Origin of the sequence: Spirosoma soli (assembly GCF_042684525.1) — a bacterium.
Classification (GTDB): Bacteria; Bacteroidota; Bacteroidia; order Cytophagales; family Spirosomataceae; genus Spirosoma; species Spirosoma soli.
The window spans coordinates 74,970-98,413 of record NZ_JBHULN010000004.1; the positions used below are offsets into that span (position 1 = coordinate 74,970).

The 23,444-nt window shown below is 49.0% G+C and carries 15 protein-coding genes; 7 read left to right on the plus strand and 8 right to left on the minus strand.

Annotated features, from left to right (window positions below; translation table 11 throughout):
- Positions 1-163 precede the first annotated feature (163 nt).
- A complete protein-coding gene (gene hisB / locus ACFSUS_RS08195) occupies positions 164-1,312 on the minus strand; it encodes a bifunctional histidinol-phosphatase/imidazoleglycerol-phosphate dehydratase HisB (protein ID WP_381521428.1) in 1,149 nt (382 codons plus the stop codon).
- A 291-nt stretch (positions 1,313-1,603) separates the two neighbouring features.
- On the opposite strand from hisB, the gene ACFSUS_RS08200 reads away from it, so the two are divergent.
- From ACFSUS_RS08200 to ACFSUS_RS08215, 4 genes are all read left to right on the plus strand, one after another.
- Positions 1,604-2,608, plus strand: a complete 1,005-nt coding sequence (locus ACFSUS_RS08200; protein WP_381521430.1) for an NYN domain-containing protein — start codon at positions 1,604-1,606, stop codon at positions 2,606-2,608.
- Between the two features lie 60 nt (positions 2,609-2,668).
- The gene (gene pabB, locus ACFSUS_RS08205; protein WP_381521432.1) at positions 2,669-3,988 is read left to right on the plus strand and encodes an aminodeoxychorismate synthase component I; all 1,320 of its coding nucleotides are present in this window, start codon (positions 2,669-2,671) and stop codon (positions 3,986-3,988) included.
- Positions 3,989-4,253: 265 nt separating this feature from the next.
- Complete coding sequence (locus ACFSUS_RS08210; protein WP_381521434.1) at positions 4,254-7,151, plus strand: TonB-dependent receptor domain-containing protein; 2,898 nt, start codon at positions 4,254-4,256, stop codon at positions 7,149-7,151.
- A 44-nt stretch (positions 7,152-7,195) separates the two neighbouring features.
- Positions 7,196-7,951, plus strand: coding sequence for a GLPGLI family protein (locus ACFSUS_RS08215; protein WP_381521435.1), 756 nt, complete (start codon positions 7,196-7,198; stop codon positions 7,949-7,951).
- On the opposite strand, the gene ACFSUS_RS08220 is transcribed toward ACFSUS_RS08215, so the two are convergent.
- From ACFSUS_RS08220 to ACFSUS_RS08230, 3 genes are all read right to left on the minus strand, one after another.
- Positions 7,952-8,686, minus strand: coding sequence for a DUF6503 family protein (locus ACFSUS_RS08220; protein WP_381521436.1), 735 nt, complete (start codon positions 8,684-8,686; stop codon positions 7,952-7,954).
- Between the two features lie 87 nt (positions 8,687-8,773).
- Positions 8,774-12,256 (minus strand): ThuA domain-containing protein, encoded by a 3,483-nt coding sequence (locus ACFSUS_RS08225; protein ID WP_381521438.1) that lies wholly within the window; start codon positions 12,254-12,256, stop codon positions 8,774-8,776.
- Positions 12,257-12,416: 160 nt separating this feature from the next.
- Positions 12,417-13,229 (minus strand): META domain-containing protein, encoded by an 813-nt coding sequence (locus ACFSUS_RS08230; RefSeq protein ID WP_381521440.1) that lies wholly within the window; start codon positions 13,227-13,229, stop codon positions 12,417-12,419.
- Positions 13,230-13,404: 175 nt separating this feature from the next.
- Here ACFSUS_RS08230 and ACFSUS_RS08235 point away from each other — a divergent pair, with 175 nt between their 5' ends.
- The 3 genes from ACFSUS_RS08235 (at position 13,405) to ACFSUS_RS08245 (ending at position 16,588) form a co-directional block, all read left to right on the plus strand.
- On the plus strand, positions 13,405-14,313 hold the full coding sequence (locus tag ACFSUS_RS08235) for an LEA type 2 family protein (protein ID WP_381521442.1): 909 nt from the start codon (positions 13,405-13,407) through the stop codon (positions 14,311-14,313).
- 45 nt (positions 14,314-14,358) lie between these two features.
- Entirely contained in the window at positions 14,359-15,813 is a 1,455-nt protein-coding gene (locus tag ACFSUS_RS08240) for a dihydrolipoyl dehydrogenase family protein (RefSeq protein ID WP_381521444.1), read from the plus strand.
- A 187-nt stretch (positions 15,814-16,000) separates the two neighbouring features.
- The gene (locus ACFSUS_RS08245) at positions 16,001-16,588 is read left to right on the plus strand and encodes an HD domain-containing protein (protein ID WP_381521446.1); all 588 of its coding nucleotides are present in this window, start codon (positions 16,001-16,003) and stop codon (positions 16,586-16,588) included.
- Here the strand turns inward: ACFSUS_RS08245 and ACFSUS_RS08250 are convergent, their stop codons facing one another.
- The 4 genes from ACFSUS_RS08250 to ACFSUS_RS08265 all read right to left on the minus strand — a co-directional run bounded on the left by ACFSUS_RS08250 (position 16,589) and on the right by ACFSUS_RS08265 (position 23,313).
- Positions 16,589-18,136, minus strand: coding sequence for a serine hydrolase (locus ACFSUS_RS08250; protein ID WP_381521448.1), 1,548 nt, complete (start codon positions 18,134-18,136; stop codon positions 16,589-16,591).
- A 487-nt stretch (positions 18,137-18,623) separates the two neighbouring features.
- The gene (locus ACFSUS_RS08255; protein WP_381521450.1) at positions 18,624-20,189 is read right to left on the minus strand and encodes a DUF1501 domain-containing protein; all 1,566 of its coding nucleotides are present in this window, start codon (positions 20,187-20,189) and stop codon (positions 18,624-18,626) included.
- A 132-nt stretch (positions 20,190-20,321) separates the two neighbouring features.
- Positions 20,322-21,872, minus strand: coding sequence for a DUF1800 domain-containing protein (locus ACFSUS_RS08260; protein ID WP_381521452.1), 1,551 nt, complete (start codon positions 21,870-21,872; stop codon positions 20,322-20,324).
- A gap of 163 nt (positions 21,873-22,035) precedes the next feature.
- Positions 22,036-23,313, minus strand: a complete 1,278-nt coding sequence (locus ACFSUS_RS08265) for an MFS transporter (RefSeq protein WP_381521454.1) — start codon at positions 23,311-23,313, stop codon at positions 22,036-22,038.
- Positions 23,314-23,444 lie beyond the last annotated feature (131 nt).

Genomic DNA, 23,444 nt, shown 5'->3' on the forward strand with positions numbered 1-23,444 from the left:
GCGCTCCAGCCATTTGCCGGTCATAAAAGAAGCAGCTAGCAGAACAACGTAGAACAAAATCGTTAACGGGGTTGATAAATCCATGTTAGTATTCAGTTGAAATCAGGGGCAAAAATACAACGTAAAACTGGCCGCACAAACAGACGGCAGCTTAATAAGTCGCCTAAAGAACGCCTTTCGTGCTCGGAAGGTTATCCAGTTCCTTTACATCCCGCCGAACGGCCATTTTAATTGCTTTGGCAAACGCTTTAAAAATCGCTTCAATTTTATGGTGCTCGTTATCACCTTCCACTTTTACGTTCAGGTTACAAAGCGCCGTATCGGAGAACGACTTAAAGAAATGGAAGAACATTTCGGTGGGCATATCGCCAATCTTCTCGCGCCGGAAGGTGGCGTCCCAAACCAGCCACGGACGACCCGAAAAGTCGATGGCCACCTGGGCCAGCGCTTCGTCCATCGGCAACAGAAACCCATACCGGCTGATGCCTCGTTTGTCGCCCAGAGCCCTTCGGTAGGCCTCTCCGAGCGCCAGCGCGGTATCTTCAATGGTATGATGCTCGTCGATGTGCAGATCACCGTTGACACGAATGGTCAGGTCGGCCCCCGAGTGCTTAGCTACCTGATCGAGCATGTGGTCAAAAAAACCAAGGCCGGTATGAATGTCAGCCCGGCCGCGGCCGTCCAGATTCAAATCAACCCGAATCTGGGTTTCTTTCGTGTTTCGCTCCACCGTGGCGGTACGGGCGGGCAGCAGCAGAAACTCGTAAATTTTATCCCAATCATCGGTCGTAAGCGCAATGGCGTTCTGCATGGCGTCGGTTAATCCTGATACGTCGGCGGCCTGAACGGTAGGCAAACCGTTGGGAGGTAAGAAAAGAATGGCTTTAGCTCCCAGGTTTACAGCTAGTTGAACATCGGTAAGGCGGTCGCCAATGACGTAGCTGTTGGCAAGGTCATAGTCGCCGTTGAAATACTGCGTCAGCATGCCAATGCCCGGCTTACGGGTTGGCGAATTGTCGCGGGGGAAATGGCGATCAATATGAACAGCGGCAAAGTGAACGTTCTCGCCCGCGAACGTAGTTAGCATTTTATTGTGGGCAGGCCAGAACGTATCTTCCGGAAAGGAGTCGGTACCGAGGCCGTCCTGGTTGGTTACCATGACCAACTCGAAGTCTGTTTCCTGGGCAATCCGGCGCATGGCTGATAGTGCTTTCGGAATATAATCGAGTTTGGCCAGAGAGTCGACCTGCTGATCGGGTTGTGGCTCAGCAATGAGCGTTCCATCGCGGTCAACAAATAAAATTTTTCGCATAGCAAAGTCGTAATAAGCGGACAAAGATACAGCCTCAACGTGTTGCTTACGAAAATGTAGTATTTTTGCACCCTAGTTCTTTATAGCTGTACTACTAGTTTAGTTTGTAGCCGTACCCGTTGTTTTCGTCTACTTTGTTGCTTCTGGTTTCTACTCATATATAAAATAGACACCTGTACAATTAGCTTACCCGTAGCAGTGCAACTCGTACAACAATCGCCCTGATAGCAGTAGTAAGGACAAACTATTAATTCTCTACAGTCACACATCTAAGTAAACTACGGTTAAATTATGCCAGCAGGATCATCCAGATTGACCCGTATAGGGGTTTTCTATGACGGTAACTATTTTTTACATGTAAGTAATTATTATAACTACTCTCACGAACGACGCAGTCGCATTAGCATATCAGGGTTACACGCGTTTATCCGGCGGCAGGTGGCCGAAGAGGAGGGCGTTAATGAGCGGCTTTGCCAAATTGTGGATGCTCACTATTTCCGCGGCCGCCTGAACGCACACGAAGCGAATCAGCGGGGCAACCAACTGTTCTACGACCGTTTGTTCGATGATATATTAATGTCAGAAGGCGTAGTTACGCATTATCTGCCCGTAAAAACGTATCAGGGCTATCGCCAGGAAAAGGGAATTGACGTATGGTTGGCTCTTGAGGCCTTTGAGCTGGCACAGTACAAAAAATTCGATGTAGTTGTGCTGATTACGTCTGATGGTGATTATGTGCCACTCATTCGTAAACTCAACACGTTGGGCTCACGGATTATGGTACTAAGCTGGGATTTTGAGTTCTTGAACGAACAGGGCGAAAAGCAGGTGACGCGTACTTCGCAGGATTTATTGGAAGAAGTATCTTACCCAGTGGCGATGCATGAGTTGATTGACAACCGCACCCGCAAGAACGATACGATCATCCAGAACCTGTTTGTGAAGCAACAGGCTAAGCCAACCTTTACGGCGGCAACGGTTGCTCATGGGGCAGGGTTTAGTAGCTTTAGTGCCGGAGCTTACGACGATGATACGTATGCCCACGACGAGCCGAATTACAACATTGCCGATGGTGTCGACGACGACCCCGAAGGTCGTAAAGTCAGTACCATTCGCAGTCTTAAAACTGGCTACGGCTTTGTGAATTACCCGCCAAACAACCTGTTCTTTCATTATACCAGCCTGATTGATACTGATTTCAATGAGCTGCAGGTAGATGACGAAGTCGAGTTTACGATCGGCCAGAACGCCGAAGGCAAAGACATCGCGGTTGATGTTCGCCTGTTGCGAGCTTAGTTTGATGATCATCCATTGTTAAGTATAGTCATTAATTGTTTGACCCGTCAATGACCGTGTATGACAACGAATGACTATCGGATAAATATAAACGACGTTCCCAATTTTCGCTGGCGGGCGCTGGCCTGGGCAGTGGCTCAGCAGGCTGACGAGAACGGTTTTGTTACTTTTCTGAATAACAACGGTATTGCTTACCCCAATGACCCGTTTCCGAATCGACTGTGCGTCGGTGCGAAACGGGTCATTTCATTTGACACATATCCCGAGTCACGGGCAAATGTTTTCGAAACGTTATACAACGTCCATTGTGAGCAGCCTTCTTTTCTGATTGGTTATCTTGGATACGATCTCAAAAATCAGCTTGAAGACCTAACGAGCCGCCATCCGAACCGACTTGGCTTTCCGGACATCTACTTTGTTGAGCCTGAGTGGATCATTGAGTTTGGAGAAGATTACGTAGTGTTTCGGGGAGAAGGCGACGTACCGTCAATCATCAAAGCCATTGAAGCAACTCATTTTTTTACGGGCGAACAAGCGACCCGCAAACGGCTTGATTCTATCCAATGCCGCGTAACCTCCCAAGAGTACCAGGCTACTGTCCGGCGTATTCAAGAGCACATCTATGCCGGAGATGTTTATGAGCTGAATTACTGCATCGAATTTTTTGCCGAGCAGGCTAAGCTCGATCCACTTACGACTTATTACGCACTCAACCAGCGGTCGGCTATGCCATTTTCTTCGTTTCTAAAAATTGGCAACCAGTACGTTATAGGTGCTTCGCCGGAGCGGTTTTTTAAAAAAGAAGGAAACAAAATCAGTTCGCAGCCAATTAAGGGCACCATTCGGCGAGGGCAGACGGCCGATGAAGATGCGTTGTTACGTGTGCAGTTGCTAAATTCGGAGAAAGAGCGCGCCGAAAACCTGATGATTGTTGATCTGGTACGTAATGACCTTGCCCGAAGTGCCAGAACTGGATCGGTGGTCGTGGACGAACTGTTTGGCATATACAGCTTCCAGCAAGTGTACCAAATGATCTCTACCGTGTCGGCTACGTTGCGTAATGAGGCTACGTGGGCCGATGCCATTCGTCATGCGTTTCCGATGGGGAGTATGACGGGAGCCCCCAAGATCAGGGCTATGGAATTGATAGACGAGTTGGAAGCCAGCCGCCGGGGCGTTTACTCGGGTGCTATTGGCTTCATCACACCCGAGGCCGATTTTGATTTTAGTGTTGTTATCCGAACGCTGCTGTACGATGCTGAAAACCAGTATGCCTCGTTTTCGGTCGGTAGCGCCATCACCTATGATGCTGATCCGGCTCAGGAGTGGGAGGAATGCTTGTTGAAAGCCCGTGCCATTCGTGAAGTATTAGAGAGTTAGTATTAGGAGATTTATCAAAATTAAAGCCCCCTTTGCTGGGCTACATAATAAAAAACTGGGGCCCTCGTATGGAATTGCACCTACAACTGACTCATACGTAGTATCAAGCCTTTATTTAATTACGAATTTGCTCATTATCAATGCGGTTGACCGTTCATGAAATCATCTACTATATTTTTAGTTAAAATTCGTTAAGTATGTAACTGATTCGCGATTCTGTAATTAGCTTTGCTATCAATCGTCTACTCCTTTAACCTTCGTTTTCATGAAAAACCTTTTCTTGCTGGCCGTACTGTGTCTGCTGGCGACTGTGCTCTATGCCCAAAATCCGGCTTCGCCAGGGGCATCTACTTCGGGCCGTTTTACGTTACAAGGTCGCGCTGTTGATACGGCATCGGCTCCGTTGCCTTCCTCAACCATAATGCTACTCAATCCCAAAGATTCGTCGCTTGTCAATTTTGGCCGTGCCGATGAGAAGGGAGCCTTTACGTTCAAGAACCTCAAGGCAGGCAACTACATCTTGAAGATTTCATTTGTTGGATTTCTGCCTTATAACCAGGTTATTAAGCCGACGGGCGAGGCCGTCATTGACTTAGGGGCTTTAAAGCTGAAACCCATCACGAAAGAGCTGTTGGAGGTTGTGGTCAGAACGGCCAAAGCACCATTAACCATTAAAGGAGACACGATAGAATATAACGCCAGCTCATTCAAAGTACCACCCGGCTCGACCGTCGAAGATCTGTTACGCAAGCTACCTGGCGTTCAGGTTGACCAGGATGGCAATATCAGAGCGCAGGGGCAGGAGGTAAAAAAAGTAACCGTCGACGGCAAAAGCTTCTTCGGAAGCGACCCAAAACTGGCTACTAAGAACTTACAGGCGGAAGCAATTACGAAAGTTCAGGTCTACAACGATAAAACGGAACAGGCGAAACTAACCGGCGTTGATGATGGGAAAAAAGAAAAAACCGTCAATCTCGAACTGAAAGAAGAATTCAAGAAAGGTGGCTTTGGTAAGATTACCGCTGCCGCTGGCCCGGCATCGAACAACCTGCCCGCACGAACCGAGGTGAAAGGAAATTACAACAAGTTCGACTCAAAGCAGCAGTTCTCGGTTATTGGCCTGGGGAACAATACGAACCAACAGGGACTGTCTTTCAATGATTATCAGGACTTTCGGGGTAGTAATTCGTTCAACTGGAACGACAATGCCGACTTCGGGTTCAGCAGCGGTGGCCGGTTCATTTACTTTGGTGGCGATGATGATGAAAGCCTGGGCATTCCGGTAGATGGCCGGGCAGGACGGGGCTTCTCGAACAATGCCGCAGGGGGCGCTAACTACAACTATGACACCAAGAAAACAAAGGTGAGTGCCAACTACTACTACAGCCAAACCCGCTTAGGGCTGGACGCGATACGTAACCGGCAGAATTTTTTGGAAACGGGTTCATTCCGCACCGATGAGACAAGCAATCAAGTTAATTTTAATGCAAACCACCGACTTAGCTTTCGTTTTGAGAAGGCCATCGACTCGCTCAATACGATCATATTTATCCATAGCAGTCGTCTGAACAACGGAAACTCTTCGCTCCGGACAACTCAGGAGTTAAATCGTGTAGGCCAAGCCTTGCCCTCTGGTGGAAACGCACCTGACACGCTTTCAACTCGAAACCAAACTCAAAACCTTAATGATCTGCAACAATTCGGATCGGCAAATACATTACTGTATCGACTGAAATTCAAAAAAAAGGGCCGCTCTTTTGCCGCCAGTGCGACGTATCAAATTAACAAGAACGATGCTGATCGAAGACTCGATGCTAATAATCAGTTCTTTGAAGCAACAAATGTGAATGACCAGATACGGGTGATTCGGCAGAATCAGGGAACAAACAGCTTACGGAATGAGTATAAAGCCAGTCTGTTATACGTAGAGCCGTTTGCCAAAAAATACTTTTGGGAGTCGTTCTACAATTTTAGTCTACGCTACGACGAGGTAGATTATGATGTGTTAAACAGAGGAGATGCCGGGCAAATTATCAGCCGCAACGATTCACTAAGCCGTTACTATAAGAATAACTACCTCTTTAACCGGCTGGGCAGCAGTGTTCGCTACTCGTTTAAGGGCCTCAACATATCGGCCGGATTAGCAGGGCAACAGTTTACGATTGATGGCGAATATGCCTCTGACCAAACGTCGCCGGTATTTAACCGTATTAATCGGACCTTCACGACGGTGATCCCTAACGTGTCGTTAAACTACGACATGAAAAATAACAAGTACCTGTACAGTGGATACGATGTAAACGTCCGTATCCCATCATCGCGCGACTTGCAGCCTATTATTAATAACACAAATCCCTTGTTTATTAACGAGGGTAATCCTGATCTTTTGCCGGAGTTACAACATAATATAAATGCAGGCTTCAGCTACTTCAATCCAGGGAGCTTTACTAACTTCTTCGGTAATTTATATGGAACGTACTACGTCAACCAGATTGTCTACAACCAAACTGTTGACCCACAGACGTTAATTACACGCACCAAACCAGGAAATATTACAGGAGGTAGAAATATTGGGTCTTATCTGAGCTTCGGCTTTCCACTTAAGAAAACCAAAGCCACGCTGAACCTTAACTCTCAGCTTAACTTTGGAAAGAACCTAACCATAATTGATCAAATAGAAAACCAGACATACAACGAAAATGTCAACGTTGGAGCCCGGTTGGATCTGACACCGACAGAATGGTTCACGTTTTATGGCAATGCCAATGTTGGCGTTAGCAATACGCGTTACTCGATCAACTCGGGTCAGAACCAGACCATTGTCAACAATAACTTCGGCGGGGACATGAATATTAAATTACCCCATGATGTGTACATAAACTCAAGCCTGAACTACCGGGTCTTTAAAAACGATCGGTTTGGTTTTGATCAGCGAATTCCTATCTTAAACACATCGATATACCATATTTTGGGTAAGGCCAAGAAAGCCGAAATCCGATTATCGGCCGTTGACTTGTTAAACCGTAATGTAAACGTAACACAATACGCAGGCCAGAACTACACACAGAATGAGAGTGTCCGGACGCTGGCTCGTTATTTCCTGCTGAGCTTCTCGTATAACATGCGGGGGGTAAAGGCAAACATGCGCCGGAACGGCTATTAATACTGCAATCAACTTCGAACCAACACGAAACAAAGACAGATAGTATGAAAGCAATAGTCACGCTCCTGATCAGCTGCTGGCTTATGGCCACCACGGTGGTAGCCCAAAACACGGAAGGCGTTGTTTCGTATAAACGGAAGACGTACTGGATTAAAATCATTAGTCGAATGACATTTTTAAGCCAGGAAGAAAAAGACCGGGCCGCCCAAACCTGGAAGAATTACGAAGAGGAAAACAATGCCGAGAAAATGAAATTGGCGTTTAGCCCTACCGAAAGCTTGTATACATATGCCAGCGAATCGGGGGAGACCGACGATGGGAGCTACTCGTGGCGTAACTCAGAGCTGAAATTGTACCGCAACTTTGATAAAGACAAAAAGACGGATATTGTGGAGATGCTGGGTAAAACCTATGTTATTGACGACTCACTGCATACGCCAATTTGGAAAATAGGTAACCAGATTAAGGAAGTGGCAGGCTACATCTGCATGAAAGCCGAAACGGAAGACCCTATTAAAAAGCAGAAAATTACGGCCTGGTTTGCGCAGGATATTCCGGTTCCGGCTGGTCCAGAGCGTTATAATGGACTGCCTGGACTGATTCTGGAGCTAAGCCTGAACGACGACGTAGTGATCGAAGCTACCGGTGTCACGTTCCGTAAACTAACGCCTGATGACCTCAAGTTGCCTAAAACAAAAGGTAAGAAGATTAGTGATGCCGCTTATGATGCGCTCATTAAACAGCACATTGCTGATAGTATGACGGCCCATCGCAATCCGTACTGGGCCATCCGATATTAATCAGGGCAACGGCACAACCCTAATATTTTTCTGTTCAATGCGCGACAGTTCCGGTAGCTGTCGCGCATTGAATTTTTGGTCATAATTACCGACCGAGCTGGTATCTTTCTCGTTGCCTTTGTAGTTGATGTAATCCTGAAATCGGATACCACACACCATTTGCGGATGGATCGCCTTACGGAAACGAGGGCCGCCTTCGCTATAAGCCAGGTAATCCATGGTGTGAGTCTTAGTATTGAACCAGTAGAAGAACGTATCCTGGTAATCTTTGCCACCGCCTTCGGCTTTGAAGCGAACTCTAACTTTATGGTAGGCTTGCTTATCGATCTGGCTATCGCCAACGTAATCGGCGATGACGGCCGGATCATTAAGTTTTTGAGGTAGTAAGACAAAATAGGCAACCGAGTTAACGGCCCGACTGTATTTACCGATCTGGGCCGTGTCGAGCGTCTGAAGCTGACCGTTAATAAATCGACTAAAGCTATTATTGGTTAAAACCTCCCGAATAACCGCCCTGGACGAGTCTTGATGAGTGCGTTCGTAGCGAAACTGGCCATCTCTTTGCTCCAGTACTAAATGAAATTGCCGAAAATCGAATTCAATTCGCTTGTTCTGATACGCGTCGCCCCCGTGTGCTTCAATAGCCTGATCGATAAATGATTCAGCATCGTTTTTAGGCTGACAGGCTAGCATAGCAATTACTAGTGAACACAAAAGAAGCAAAGTACGCAGCATGAGAAAACGGGTTGAATACATGGTAAACCTACAAAAAAAGGGTCTGCCATGTATTGGGCAGACCCTTCCATAAACGATTTATCTGTGCTACTTGCCCTGCCCGGTGCTGTTACCTGAGCTGGCCGAAGCGCTCTGACTCATGAATTGCAGCTTGTCAACGGCAAAGAGCGGCTTTTGCCCGGCACTAGGGTTGACAAACACAAAATACACTTTGTGCATACCACTAGCCGACTGCCGGAATGGTAAGTTCACCATACCGCTTGCGCCTTGCTTCACGTCTGCCTCACCTAACAGCGTTCCCGTTGGGGAGTCTAGTCGAGCTTCGAGTTTACCGCCCGCCGTACGGTCATCGGCGCTGAATGCACTCGCTGAAATGCCCTGAATACCGGTTAAATCGAGGTCGTTAAAGGCAAGGTAGCTACCCGATTTCAGGCCAACAGCCGACAAACCGATTTTGGGTACGTCAGCCTGGTAGATGTCTTGTTTCATGTCAGCTGAAACGGCTTTCACCGTCGGAGAACGCAGGGCAATGCTGGTTGAACCCGTTTGCGGACCGATAACCGAGCTGCCTTTGTCGGTGTAGCTGGCTGTGAAAATATACGAACCTTCTTTCTCTTTCGACTTAGCTACGTATGCCCCTTTGATAGGCTGCTTGTCAATCTTTTTCTTATCGCCCAGCGACAAGATATAGCTCACCATCTCTTTGGCTTCATCTTCTTTCAGCTGAGGGTGGGCGCTCATAGCCTGCTCTCCCCAGTTGCCTCCTCCGCCCGCGATGACTTTTCTGGCCAGTTGATTCACAACGGCGGCCCGGCGCTCTTTAGCGTAGCGCTCAGCCACGGCCATGTAAGCAGGACCAACGGACTTTTTGTCGATGCTGTGGCAGGCTTTGCAATCGCTCAGCTCAATCAGCCGTTTTCCTGTCGCGAAGCCTGTGTTGATCTGGTGACCCTGCGCCAGCATGGTCTTGTCGAATCCTTCGAGGTAGTTGACGGTTACAGTAACATCTTCGGGGCTGATCTTGCCAGCTGCCAGTGTACCATCTTCCTTATCGGCTACCTTCACTTCGTAGTCGATAGGCTTATTGTCGAAGTAGAACGTTTTATTGCCTTTAATGGCTACCTCAACTTTAGGAGCGTCGTTGCCGACTTTGATCTCCATCGTCTTGGTCGATACGTTGCCGCTGGCGTCAGTTACTTTTAGCACGGGCTGATAAACACCGGGCTTGGCAAACGTAATGGTTGGGTTAGCCTGCGTACTCTTTGGCATCCCTTTACCAAAGGTCCATTCGTATTTGATAGCGTCGCCGTCGTAATCCATCGATCCTTTGCTGGTAAAAGCTACCGTGAGCGGAGCGGCTCCCACAACTTTATTGGCGCTGGCAGCAGCCACCGGCTGACGATTACCGGCGTTGTACGTAATGTGTACGAGTCGGGCGTCGTCGTTCTGCGCAAACCAGTTCGTGCCGTACTCCAGCATCCAGAGTGAACCGTCTTTGGCAAACTGCATGTCCATCGGATGATCGAATTTTGTGCCGGGCATAAACCGCTCCATTTTCACAAAATCACCATTCTCGTTCATGGTTACCGGGTTAATCCAGCCGCGCATCCACTCATAAGCAAAGAACTTGCCGTCGTAATGACGCGGGAACTTCACCGGGCTATCGGCATAATCGTCATAGTAATAGACTGGCCCGCCCATAGCATTACGGCCACCTTTGCCCACAATTTCACCAAACTCGGGTGATTCGGCGTATGGGTAGTAAATAAACGCTTTTTGCGCTGGAGGAAGCTCTTTCAAGCCTGTTTGACGGACAGAATAGTTGATAGGCTTTGCCGGATCATTGAGCGGTCCGGAAGTACTATCGGCAAAGTTGAATTGCCGGTATGGTTTGTTATCGGCTACAAATAAAGGCCAGCCAAAATAACCAGCTTTCCGAGCCTGGTTTACTTCGTCGTGACCACGAGGGCCATATTTGTCATTGTTCTCACCGGCGTCGGGACCAACTTCGCCCCAGTATAGGAAGCCAGTACGCTGGTCGACAGCGATACGATAGGGATTTCGGTTACCCATTACGTAGATTTCAGGCCGGGCATTGGGCGTTCCTTTGGGAAACAGGTTGCCATCGGGAATATCGTAACCACTGTCAGCCCGTGGTTTAATCCGTAGGATTTTACCCCGTAAGTCGTTCGTATTGCTGGACGATAATAACGCGTTAAACTTTGTCCGCTCTGCCCGATCGTCGCTTGGCGAAAAGCCCTTCGAGAAGAACGGGTTGGTATTATCACCTGTCGACAGATACAGGTTGCCTTGTTTATCCCAGGCAATGGAGCCTCCCGTATGGCAGCAGTCGTCCTTGTCGTAGGTCCGGTGTTCGGCTACCGTCAGCAACAGTTGTTCTGTGTTGAGCAGCAGTTCATTTTTCGCATCGTCCCACTTTACACGCACCAGCCGGTTGTTAGAGTCTGGCTTAACGGCCGAATAATACAGATACACCCATTTGTTTTCGTTGAATTTCGGGTCGATGTTAAGTCCCATCAGGCCGTATTCGCGCTCAAAGTGTACGGGTACGTTAGCAACCACTTTGTTAGTATTCGTCTTCGTATCGTACATCTTAACGGCACCTTTACGCTCGGTAAATAAGACTTTGCCGTTATCCAGCACAACCAGTTCTGTTGGCTCATCGAGTTTCTCCATCAGAACGTGTTTCGTGAAGCGATTTTCTTCGGGGAAAGGCTGGGTTTTTGCCTGGCCAAACTTCAGGTCGGTGGCCATTACTGATTTAATGCCACCCAAAAGATGCTGTAAAAAGAGAGGATCGCTATACGATTCGTCGGTATGGCCGCCACCCGTGTAGAATGACTTCCCGCCGTCGAAATCGCGGTACCAGATGAATGGGTGATTGTCGCCATTGGCACCACCCTGATACGTGCTTTCATCGAGCTTAGCCAGTACTTTAATGTCTTTAACAATGCTCTTGTAGTTGTACAATTCATCGTAGCGTTTCCAGACGTCGGGCAGCATTTTGGTAGATGGGTGGTTTTTATCAACAACCTTGATATCTACGTTCTGCTGCTTCGGATGGCTTAGGAAATACGCGCCAACCAGTTGATTATACCACGGCCAGTCGTATTCGGTATCGGCAGCCGCGTGAATACCCACGTAGCCACCGCCTGCCTGAATGTACCGTTCAAAGGCGGCTTGCTGGGCATCGTCCAGTACGTTGCCGGTCGTGCTTAGCCAGATTACCGCACTGTATTTTTTCAGATTGGCCTCTGTGAACAGGCTGGCGTCTTCGGTGGTATCAACCGCAAAGCCATTTTCCTGACCCAGTTTCATGATGGCCCGCTTGCCGGCCGGGATCGATCCGTGACGGTAGCCCTTCGTTTTGGAGAAGATCAGTACGCGATTGAGGGCAACGGGTGCTTGGGTAGACACGGCGGCTGATTTCGTGTCCGTAGTACGTTTGGCAGTTGTCTGGGCTATACCCGGCACATTCACTCCAAGCACTGATGCTGTCAGCACGCCCGCCAGCAACAAGGCGCGGGAGGGAAGCTGTGAGTTTTTCATATAAATTGGGTTTGTTCGGATTGGTTGGGTGAACCTCTGAGTGCCAATCAAATGCTTAACTTGTTCTCTTGTTTGATTGACTTTTGTCAAGAAACAAATGTACAAAAAAAGCGAACGCCATTGTATGGTCATTCGCTCGAATTTGACGCAAGTTGCCTCTTTAATCTACCTTCTTAAAGGTCATAATTGGCTTATTATCGTGTAGTAAGATCAACTTGCCTTCGGCTATACGGTACGTGAGCGGGCGGCTTAATGCTTCCAGGAAATCACCTTCAAACCGACCGACTTCCCCAGCGCAGGCCATTTTAGTGGTAGCTAACGGCCCGAACTGTATATGTCGACTGTCGGCCTGAACGCGCCCGTTGAGCCGATTGCAGCCGGTTGTGCCGGTTACCCGACCTTCGCTGAGAGATATTTCAACCCGAGGAATTTCGGTTTGGGGACGATTCGTGGCAATCATACGCCCTTGAAAGTCAGTGAGTACCCAAATATCCTGCAATAGGGCCACCTGCCGGAGTGATACGCCACAACCCATGTATGTTTTACCCCGAACGTCCAGTTCTACGCGATAGTCGTATCGTTGGCCGGAGGTCTTGTCTACACAGCTATCCGGTACAAACAAAATTTTAATACGCCCGGCGCCCTCTGGCGCATCGTAGCGAAACGAGCCGTCAGAGTCCGTTAACCGTTGCGGCAGCGGAATCGTGGTTGAATCTCCTTGATCCGACTTAAACCGTAGCGTATTCTTCGACGGGTTAATTGTCAGCGACCAGGCCGGATCGTTACCGACAGCGACTAGCTCATCGCCTGCTTTGAGATAACGTCGATAATCGGCGATGTTGGTTATCGGTGTCTTAGTACGTTGCACAGGTGAATTGGACTGGTCGGCAGGCGTGAGCGTAGCCGCAAACTGTTTGGATGGACGGCGACAGGCAACAACCATCAGTAGAGCGGCAAAAATGAAGATACGCATAGTACGATATGTTTTACTGATATGTCAAAGCCTTGTATGTCATATAGGTTTCGGATTAGGGAAAAGGTTTAACCGAGTTACTTGGAAATTGACTAGTGAGGGTCTGTTGCCTAATACATAGTAAACAGTCACGGCATAGCGCCTGTTATTCTAGTTTATCAATAGGCGACACGTTATGAAAAAAGGATGGACTATTGCGCTGCTCTTGCTGCTGATTGGTGGCGTTGGAGCTTACATTTGGTACAGTCGATTGAAGAACAATGCGGCTTCGGAAGGCGGAGCGTTCGATAATACCCTTAAGCCCCGGCTTGAGATGAGCAACCTGGAGATCACCAACATCGATGATGATCAGGTAGACATGAATATGCAGATGCTCATTGACAACCCATTGCCAGTGGGTTTTAAGGCGCATAAGCTGCGGTATACGGTTTACATGGCAAAAACACCAATCATAGAGGAGTCATACGAAAAGCCAATTGAAGTTGAGTCAGGCGACAGTACGCTGGTGACCTTACCGGCCAAGCTCTTGATAAAGAAACTAAATACGGTGCTGAAAACGCTGGACAAGAAAGACATTGACAGTACTACCTATGGCGTGCGGGCTACGTTCGATCTTGATGTGCCTATTTTGGGACAGAGAACGTTCACCCAAAGTTTCGAGAAGCGGTTGCCGACGTATTACATACCCGAAATCAAAGTAGAAGATATTGATTTTGGAAAATTAGGCCTCAAACAAACCGACGTAGCGGCAAAGGTGAACGTAGTTAACAAGAACAAGTTTCCGTATAATTTTACGGATACGCATTACACGGTCTCAATCAATGGGAAGCAGATTGCTGAAGGAGACCAACCCGAACCCATCTTAATTAAGGCGCAAGGTACTACCCCAGTGGTGTTCCCCGTAACGATGAAGCCAGGTCGAACATTAGGACTTTTGCCTAAGATGTTGTTCGACAAAAAGGATACCCCGTTTCTAGTTACGTTCCGTTGTAAGATCATTGACAAAGACAACAGTTCAGCATTTAGTAAGAGTAAAATGAATGCCACAATTCGTGGTACATTAGCCGACTTTAAGAAAGATTGAGTAGCCTGGCCGCTGGTCCGCCAGCCTGGCCAAGCAACTACCATCATGAAATCACACTATGATTTAATTGCCATCGGAGCGGGTTCTGCCGGTCTGGGCGTGGCGATTGCCATGAAACGGCTGGGCTTCGACGTGCTGCTGATTGACCGTAAAGATCAGCGGATTGGGGGCGATTGCCTCAACGACGGTTGCGTGCCAAGTAAGGCTCTAATTCACGTGAGCCGCATGATTCATAATGCCCGTCGCTCGCAACCGTTCGGCTGGAAGATGGAAGGGGCTACCGACCTGGCGGCTGTGATGCAGTACGTTCACGAGCGAATTGAGATCATTCGGGCTCACGAAAACGCAACTTACCTGCGCGACAGCGAGAAGCTGGATGTGGAGTTGGGCACGGCTCGGTTTGTTGGTAAACAGCAAATCGAAATAGGAGGGCGGGTAACGTCCGCTAAAAATATTGTACTCTGTACCGGATCAAAGCCGCAGCAGCTTAACGTAGCGGGCATCGATCAGGTGAAGGTGTATACCAACGAGAACATCTTCACGCTCGATGAACTGCCTGAGCGGTTGCTGATTATTGGGGCGGGGCCGATCGGCATGGAAATGGGGCAGGCCTTTCAGCGGATGGGCAGTCAGGTTACAGTGGTGGGTGCCGAAGACCGTATTTTAAGTAAAGAACTCCCCGAGGTATCGACCCTGCTGCAAAAACGACTGGCCGAAGAAGGTATTGATTTCAGGCTAAACCGTAAGGTAAAAGCGTTTCGTGATGCAAACACGGCTGAAGTAGCCCCGGAGAATGGAGAAACCGAACAGATTCCGTTCGATGTGCTGTTAGTTGCCATTGGGCGTACGTTCAACTTTGATGACCTGAACTTGACCGCTGCGGGTATTGAGTTGGATGATAAGGGACGGATCAAGCTCAACGACTATCTGCAAACGACTAATGAGCACGTTTTTGCCGCAGGTGATGCAGCCGCGGGAGCACCGGCTGGCCAGCGCTATTTTTCACATGCCGCCGAGCTTCATGTGTCGACGCTGGTGAGCAACCTCATTACCCCAAGTCGGGTGCTCGACAAAAAACTGACGTACGACAACTTCTCGTGGGTGACGTTTACCGATCCCGAAGTGGCCACATTTGGCTTGCTGGAGGAAGACCTCCGCAAGCGAAACATACGCTACGAGCGTGTTGACTACGACTTTGCACACGACGACCGTGCTGTGATTGAAGACTATGAATACGCCAAGATGATCTTATTCACTGAACCGACAGGTCTTAATCCATTTAGCACAAAGATTTTGGGCGGTACAATTATTGCCCCCAATGCGGGAGAGCTGGCACAAGAGTTGATCTTAGCTATTCAACAGAAGTTGACGGCGGGTGACTTTTTTAATAAAATCTACCCGTACCCAACGGCCAGCCGAGTCAATAAATCAGTTTGGATAGACCACATTTCCGACAATTTGCCGGGTGTGGTCAGGAAGGCCGTGAAATGGTTGTATTAATTATGTGAGTAGCCTGGACGGCCACGTCCGGGTGTTAAATTGCTGACGCTTGCTGCGCGGACGTAGCCTAGCTACTTATGAACCCTGAGCAGAATCAGCAACCTTGTAGGGTACTTTTTTGTGAATAAATAAGTTTATTCTTTTATTGAGTCGGTATCTCACAAATGAGCATTGATTCGACGGATTTATGAATGTAGCCGAGGCTGAACAGTTTGCCATATCGACGTTAGCCTCGGGGCTTTCGCCGACTCTCTATTATCATGGCTTACACCACGTACTCGACGTTGTTGAAGCGGCTGGCCGGATTGCCCAAGCCGAATACATCACTGATGCTGAATCGCTCAACCTGCTGAAAACAGCCGCCCTTTTTCATGACATTGGGTTCATTTCCACCTACAACGGTCACGAAGCATGGGGTTGCCAATACGTTCGGGAAGTGCTCCCACGCTTTGGGTATGAACAGGGGCAGATTGAGGCCATTTGCGGGATGATCATGGCTACGCGTGTGCCACAAATGCCTCAGACCAAATTGGAAGAGATCTTATGTGACGCGGACCTTGATTACCTGGGCCGCAACGATTTCGAGCCTATCGCTCACTCGCTATATGACGAGCTGAAAGTCCGCAATATGGTCGCAGACGAAACGGCCTGGAACCGTATTCAAGTCAAGTTTCTGGAAAGTCATCACTATTGGACACCGACTGCCATCGCTACCCGCCAAGCCGCGAAACAACAGCGTTTGGATGCTTTGCGGGTTCTTGTCGATGCAGTGTAGTTACTTCAATAAAACTTTCGTGAACGTGTAGGGATCATACTCGACAAAATCACTAGCTTTAATGACAACGCTCGTGGCCGTCTTGCCGTCAACGGCGAACTTAGCCGGGAAGATACCAAACGCCTGATTGGAGTACGTCAGCCGGAAGGTGTTGTCGTCCATGTAGTCGAGCGTGGCCGAAAGATTTGGGTGATTCTGGAACGATACTTTTAAACTATTGCCGTCCTGAGCAATGGTGATCGTGCCATAAAGTTCGTGCTGGTACGTACCCGTATAAGCCGTCAGAGGCAGCGCAGGTTTAGTTTTCCTGGCAACCTGGTCAGCCATAGCTGTCAACTCCTGACGTTGTTTCTCCTCGTCCTGCTTTGCGCCTTTTAACGCAAGTCGGCTGCGATCGGTATACGGCACCCCCAGATACGCATCCAGAATCATATAGCGTAGTAGTTCAAAGAAACTTTGATTGTCCTGGTTGGTCAGAATCGTAATGGCGAGTTTTTCTTCGGGCACGAAGCAGGTGTTCGTGACAAAGCCGAAAGCTCCGCCTGTATGGGCGTACACCTGACGGCCGTTGTGGTCGGACATAATCGTACCCAGCCCGTATGCCTGAAAATGTCTCGGGTACAACGTCGACTTGCGGCTGTTCAGAATCGTATTGGCATCGCGGGTGCGTTGCACGACTCGCCACGGCAAAATTTCTTTGCCGTCGAAACGACCGCTATCGAGCTGCATCATCAGCCATTTACTGAGGTCTTTAACGCACGAAACCATGCTACCCGCTGGCCCCAGATTATCAACATTGTCATACGGCAGACGTACCAGTTTACCGTCAATGCTAAAGCTATTGGTGTAAGGCCGGGCGATGTTTGGGCGAGATTCTGCGCCGGCTGTCAGCATGTACGTGTTGGTCATGCCCAGCGGCCGAACAATGTTATTCTCTACGTACTGCTCCCAGGATTGCCCGGTTACTTTGGGAATGATTTCACCCGCCGTCACAAAGCCTGAATTACAGTAGCCGTAGTCCTGCCGAAACTGACCCGTTGGCTTCAGCAGCTGCATCCGCCTGATAACTTCGGTCCGCGGGAGATTCGTATCCCAAAACGTGAAATCGCCCTGAAACGTCTTGGTACCAAGCTGATGGCAAAGCAGATCCCGTACCGTAACGAGTTGGGTTGCGGCTGGATCGTACAGTTTATAGTCGGGTAAGTATTTGGTGACTTTGTCGTTAAGTGACAGCTTCTTTTCGTCTTCGAGTTTGGCGAGGGCTGTGCCAGTAAAGAGTTTCGAGTTCGATGCAATCAGGAACAGGGTATTCTCATCCACCGGCTCATTCTTGCCAGACGAACTCCCGGCCACTTCCCTGACGCCATACCCTTTTGAGACAATAACTTTACCATCTTTAACGATCGCAATGGCCAATCCCGGAATTTGCCAGTCAGACATGCCACGTTTCACATAGGCGTCGAGGCTGTCCGTAATAAAGACGGGTTGCTTTTGCGCAGTAGCTACAATCGAAAACGTAAATGATAGGAGTAAGAGCAGCTTTTTCATATTGGGAAATTAGTAAGTTGCCCTGTATTTAAAAATTGTAACGCATGAATCTGTTCCAACCTGACACGATGCTATGATATGGCAACTGCTTTCACTTGTTTTCTTCGTGCTTATAGTTGTGATAACTATCAAATTTGTAACCGTACTTTTCAAGGCCGACCGGTTGATCGACGAAGTACGGGCGTATATAAAATCACGTACGTGATTACCGTTCCTCAGGCACTTACTTTTGAAAATTCTGCGATAGAAAGGCTGCATTGGCTTTAATTCAGCCTTGCCGGGCAAGTTTCTGTTCACGCTCGGCCGTTGCCCCGTCGCCTTTTAGGGTCGCAACACGCGCAAGAACGTAGTGCGTGTTAGGGTAGAATGGATCATGCTCCGCCAGCACTTCTGCTGACTCCTGAGTAAAATCGGTGGTGTGCTTACTCAGGAGTCAGTGATCGTTTTATCGGCGAAGTATGGGCGTACACGTGGCATCAACAACCGCCTACCGCGCTACCACCAGCCGCTTCGTGAATTGCCCCTGACCGCTATCAACGCGTAGTATGTAGTTTCCCGTTGGCAAGGCGCTTACGTTGAATCGAATGGCACGCGGGGCCGTCTGAGCGAGACCTATGGATACGATTCGCCCCTGCGTGTCTGTGATTTGTAGGGATTTTACGCCGTTGGCAAGCCAGTCTGCTTCTAGGACAACCTCCGATGAGGCTGGGTTAGGATAAAGCAACGCATCGGATGCAACAGGTTCACTCGCTGTGATGACCGCTTTAAATACAGGGGCTGCCGGGAAATCCCGGAATAACGACGTGGCTTCGGTGTTGGCATCAGCACCAAACCAGTCGGTTAAAATAGCCGCGTAAACCTGCCGGAAGTCAGTCTGCATCTTTAAGTTATTATTATCCAGGTCGCTCAGGTTTGGGTTCTTGCCGACCATCGGTGACTTGATGGCTGTGCCAAACACGAGCATAGGAGCCGATGTACCATGATCGGTGCCTCGACTGCCGTTGGAGATAGCTCGTCGGCCAAACTCCGAAAAGGTCATGCCAACTACACGATCTTCCAGCTTTAGTTGCGCCAGGTCATTCTGGAAAGCTACAACGCCATCGGACAGCGTACGCAGCAGATTAGCATGCGTGCCAAGGGTTGTGTCGTTCACATCAACCTGGCTGGCGTGCGTATCGAAGCCGCCGAGGGTCAGATAATATACTTTGGTTTGTAAACCCCCGCTAATCAACCGGGCAATAATTTTGAGTTGGGCTGCCAGTGCGTTATTGGCTGGATACGTAGCCATATTTTTCCCTTTACCCGCAGCGGTTTTAATCTGCCCGGCATAGCTAACCGAGCTGGCCTGCTGTTGCCGGATAAAGTCAATCTGTTGGCCCGCGTAGCCAGATGTTGTACTGGACGGGGTGCTGGGCTTGTCGCCCACGAGCCGGGCAAACGTATCGGGATCTTGTAGCACAACTGCCATTGGGTCAGTAGGGCCAAGCAGAGTTGTGGCTGTAACATAGCCAATCTGAATAGCTGGTGGATCGGGGGCTTTTTCGGTCGGGTAACTATCCGGAAACCCCGGAAACTGTTTGTCGAGGTAGCGACCGGCCCAGCCTGATGTAGCGGTTTGCGATGAGTCGACGGCGGTCATCCAAATGTCGCTGGCCCGAAAATGCGAAAAGTTAGGTGTGGGATATGATACACCCTGCACAATACTCAGTTTGTTATCGTTAAAAAGCTGTTGCATACCCGTCATGGCCGGGTGCAGGCCGGTTTGAGCCTGATTTTTCAGCCTTAATGCTTTTGCTTCGGGAATGGCGATGTTACCCCGAAAAGTTGGTGAAGTATAAACGCTCATCTGATCGAGCGGGATCACCATGTTTAGCCCATCGTTTCCGCCCTGCAACTGAATGATCACCAATACGCGATCGGTTTGGTCAGCCAGTTTAATCAGGGACTCTACAAACGACGAAGGCCGGGCAAAGGCTTTCGCTCCGAAGCCGTCAATCAGTACGGGTAACACTAGCGACGAAGCGGCATACTGTAGAAAATTACGACGTTTCATAGGTAAAGAGTGAATGAGTGAAATCGGACCGCCGAAGCGGAGCGAATGAGTGACAGGGTGATTGAGTGAAATCGGACCGCCGAAGCGGAGCAAATGTTAGGAAAGCGTTTCACTCTTTCACTCAATCACTCTTTAACACACCTGATATTCAGCCATACGGAGTACGTATTGCAGGAAATTGGTCAGTTTCAACTGAACGGCCTGTTTCTTGGCCGCGTCGTTTGGGTTGTTTACATAATCATTCCACTCGCCCGTCCACTCGTAGCGGGGAATGGAGTTAAGCAACACCGTATCCGTCAAAAAATCTTTTTGGTCCTGCGCCAGCGGGATAGCCAGTAACTGACTTGTTAGGTCACTGACCAATTTAGCGGGGTCGTCGGGGGTAGGTAACGTCTTTGCATAGGCTAGCACATCAATGGCTGGTTTACCATTAAGCTTCAACGCGTTAGTGGTCAACATATCGCCAAAACTGCCACGCAACCCCAGCGTAGTGGAGTTAATCCATTGCTGATAATAGCCCGTCTGGTAGTAGGCCGTCCAGCCGAACACCGTGGGTGGATCAAGCAGATCCTGCTGTTCCTCCTTGACGCGGCTGTAGATGTAATTACCAACCTGATAAAAACCCGTTACGTTCTGCGTTTGATTTGGGGCTTGGGTCCCCCAGAAGCGCAACGTACCAACCACTAAGTCCGTTGGCGATTTAATGACTGCTCCGCGCAGAGCTTCGTCATAAAAATGCTGACTCTGAAAAAGAGCTACAAGCACCGGCTTAATCTCAAAATTGTTTTTACGAAACAGGTCAGCGAGGGGACGAATGAAGTTTGTTTCAATGTCGGATGTAATATCAGCGTTGACGAACCAGCGGTATAATTTCCGGCAGATGTAGCGGGGTGTTTCGGCGTTACGTAAAATCATGTCGAGCAGGTCGTTCAACTCGTCTAGTCCAGCATTGGCCCCCGATCGGCCCTTAATCACTGTATTCTGATACGTTGCCGAAAAGGTTTTATCGGCGGTGTCGTGCCGGTTTGCCCGGAATGTGCTGCCGATGGTGGCGTTTGTTACGTCCCGGTAACCGGTATCCGTCCACCCCGTGAGGACTTTGGCCGCAGCCCGTACATCGTCTTCTGTATAGCCGCCGTTTCGGCCAACGGTAAAGAGTTCCTGAAGTTCACGGGCGTAGTTCTCGTTGGCGGTGCCTACCACGTTCTGGTTGCCGTTGAGAAATCGCAGCATGGCCGGGTCCTGCGTAATGGCAATTGTAAATGTTTTGAAATTGCCCAGCGCATACTGTCGAAGCAGCGCGTTGTAGCGGTACATATACCGGTAATCGTTAACCGTTGACTGGTTCGTTACAAAGTGATTCGACCAGAATAAGGTCATCTTTTCGGTTAGCGAGGGCGTTTCGTTCAGGAACTGGTTGCCCCACCACGATTTCAGATAAACGCTCAGTTTGCCCGCGTTGGTCTGGTCGAAGGGCTGATCATGAAATGTTTTCCCCGTAGTCAGATCAAGCGGTGGAGCAGGAGCCGGTTGGTCGGCTAGTAGTTTAGCAACGATCTGACTGGCGGTTTGCCCGGTAAACGATTTAAGTTGATCGGGTGTAGGTCCAAACGTTGCCCGTCGAAGCAGGTGGGCAACCTGAGCCGCTGTCAAGGGAGAGGTGTAAACGTCAAGAAGGGCCACAGCGTAGAGAGCTTAAGATCGTCTGAATAGGTTTATGTGAAGTTGACAATAAAGCGGTAAATATGTTTAGCTGCTATGGTGTAATTAATTGATATTTAATAAGAAAGCGCCAGAGCTGATCAGCTCTGGCGCTTCTAAACGATTGGTTCTATGAATCGAAAACTTACAGTTGAGGCTGTTTCAGAGCAGCGCTCTCATTACCGTGACCAGGAGATTTTCGGTTGCGCATCCAGAAGAACAGGAACGTAAAGGCAACGATCAGGATAATTGGAAATGTAGTCATTTTAGCCAGAGTCGCCTGGCCAGCCGCCAATTCCAGCGCATCGCCCGATAAACTGGCAGACGCTTTTTCAACCCGCTCCGCGTCAATCCATCGACCAATAATTGGCTGGAAGATAGAGGTTGAAAACATACCGACTCCCCCAACGATCGACATACCTAAAGCACCGCTCAGCGGAATACGCTCGGCCACAAAACCGATCATGGTTGGCCAGAAATAACACACGCCAATGGCGAAGAAAACGGCGGCAACATAGGCCATACCGCCTGTTTGCGTGCTAAACAGATAAATGCCGAGGGTAGCGAAGATAGACCCTCCCAGCAATACGCCGGTTTGATCGAGCCGGTGAATGATAGGGCCACCAAAATAACGTCCAACGGCCATGAGTCCCGTTACAAGCGCCAAGATCAACATTGGACTAGCTCCGCTTTTGCTCATAATTAAGCCTACCCACTGCTGTGGGCCAAATTCTGAGATGGCCGTTAATGCCATACAGCAAAATATAAACAGGTACAGCGGGGTTAGCATAGCCTGAAAATTTTTGGCCAACGACGTTACACCTTCGACCCTTGGTTTCGGAAAAACTTGGCCAAAGTACAGAAACGCATAAATCAGCGTCGGGATCATGATGATCCAAATCTGAGCCTGCCAGGGTAAACCCGCATCGGTCATAAACTTGGAAATCAAACTGCCCACTACAATGCCGCCGGGGAACCACATATGGAACCGGTTTAGCATCTTGTTCATCGTTGAGCCGGAGTACATATCGGCAATCAGGGGGTTGCAGGCCGCTTCAGTACAACCGTTACCAATACCAATTAGTAAGGTTGAGATGAGCAGGGTCGAGTAACCACCAGCGTAAATAGTTAGCAGAATCCCCAGCGTATGAGCTACAAAGGCCACCGACATGATCACCTTTGGGCCAACGGAGTGATAAACTAGTCCGCCGACAATCATGGCAATGGGGAAGCCAACAAACCACATGGAGTTAATAAATCCCAGTTGCTCGGCGGACAATCCAAAATCATTACCAAGTTGAGGTAGAATTCCAGCCCGGATACTAAACGAAAAGGCTGTCGTGATGAGGGCAAAACAGCTGGCTAGAAACAGTCGGGAAGGATTGACCGCTGAGCTTATTGATCGATCGATGGTTGGGTTCATATTCTGTAAGAAGGGTATTTAGTGGTTGTCGGTTTATTAAAACTAAAGACATCGATCGGGATAAACTCCCCGCTGGATAGCCGCATTTGTGCAAAATTTCCGAAAAAAAAGTAAAACCACTAATTTCCGGC

What these genes read in the sequence shown, in the direction of transcription:
- hisB (WP_381521428.1), bottom strand. Translation starts at nt 1,312, where the DNA reads ATGCGAAAAATTTTATTTGTTGACCGCGATGGAACGCTCATTGCTGAG.
- ACFSUS_RS08200 (WP_381521430.1), top strand. Translation starts at nt 1,604, where the DNA reads ATGCCAGCAGGATCATCCAGATTGACCCGTATAGGGGTTTTCTATGAC.
- pabB (WP_381521432.1), top strand. Translation starts at nt 2,669, where the DNA reads ATGACAACGAATGACTATCGGATAAATATAAACGACGTTCCCAATTTT.
- ACFSUS_RS08210 (WP_381521434.1), top strand. Translation starts at nt 4,254, where the DNA reads ATGAAAAACCTTTTCTTGCTGGCCGTACTGTGTCTGCTGGCGACTGTG.
- ACFSUS_RS08215 (WP_381521435.1), top strand. Translation starts at nt 7,196, where the DNA reads ATGAAAGCAATAGTCACGCTCCTGATCAGCTGCTGGCTTATGGCCACC.
- ACFSUS_RS08220 (WP_381521436.1), bottom strand. Translation starts at nt 8,686, where the DNA reads ATGCTGCGTACTTTGCTTCTTTTGTGTTCACTAGTAATTGCTATGCTA.
- ACFSUS_RS08225 (WP_381521438.1), bottom strand. Translation starts at nt 12,256, where the DNA reads ATGAAAAACTCACAGCTTCCCTCCCGCGCCTTGTTGCTGGCGGGCGTG.
- ACFSUS_RS08230 (WP_381521440.1), bottom strand. Translation starts at nt 13,229, where the DNA reads ATGCGTATCTTCATTTTTGCCGCTCTACTGATGGTTGTTGCCTGTCGC.
- ACFSUS_RS08235 (WP_381521442.1), top strand. Translation starts at nt 13,405, where the DNA reads ATGAAAAAAGGATGGACTATTGCGCTGCTCTTGCTGCTGATTGGTGGC.
- ACFSUS_RS08240 (WP_381521444.1), top strand. Translation starts at nt 14,359, where the DNA reads ATGAAATCACACTATGATTTAATTGCCATCGGAGCGGGTTCTGCCGGT.
- ACFSUS_RS08245 (WP_381521446.1), top strand. Translation starts at nt 16,001, where the DNA reads ATGAATGTAGCCGAGGCTGAACAGTTTGCCATATCGACGTTAGCCTCG.
- ACFSUS_RS08250 (WP_381521448.1), bottom strand. Translation starts at nt 18,136, where the DNA reads ATGAAAAAGCTGCTCTTACTCCTATCATTTACGTTTTCGATTGTAGCT.
- ACFSUS_RS08255 (WP_381521450.1), bottom strand. Translation starts at nt 20,189, where the DNA reads ATGAAACGTCGTAATTTTCTACAGTATGCCGCTTCGTCGCTAGTGTTA.
- ACFSUS_RS08265 (WP_381521454.1), bottom strand. Translation starts at nt 23,313, where the DNA reads ATGAACCCAACCATCGATCGATCAATAAGCTCAGCGGTCAATCCTTCC.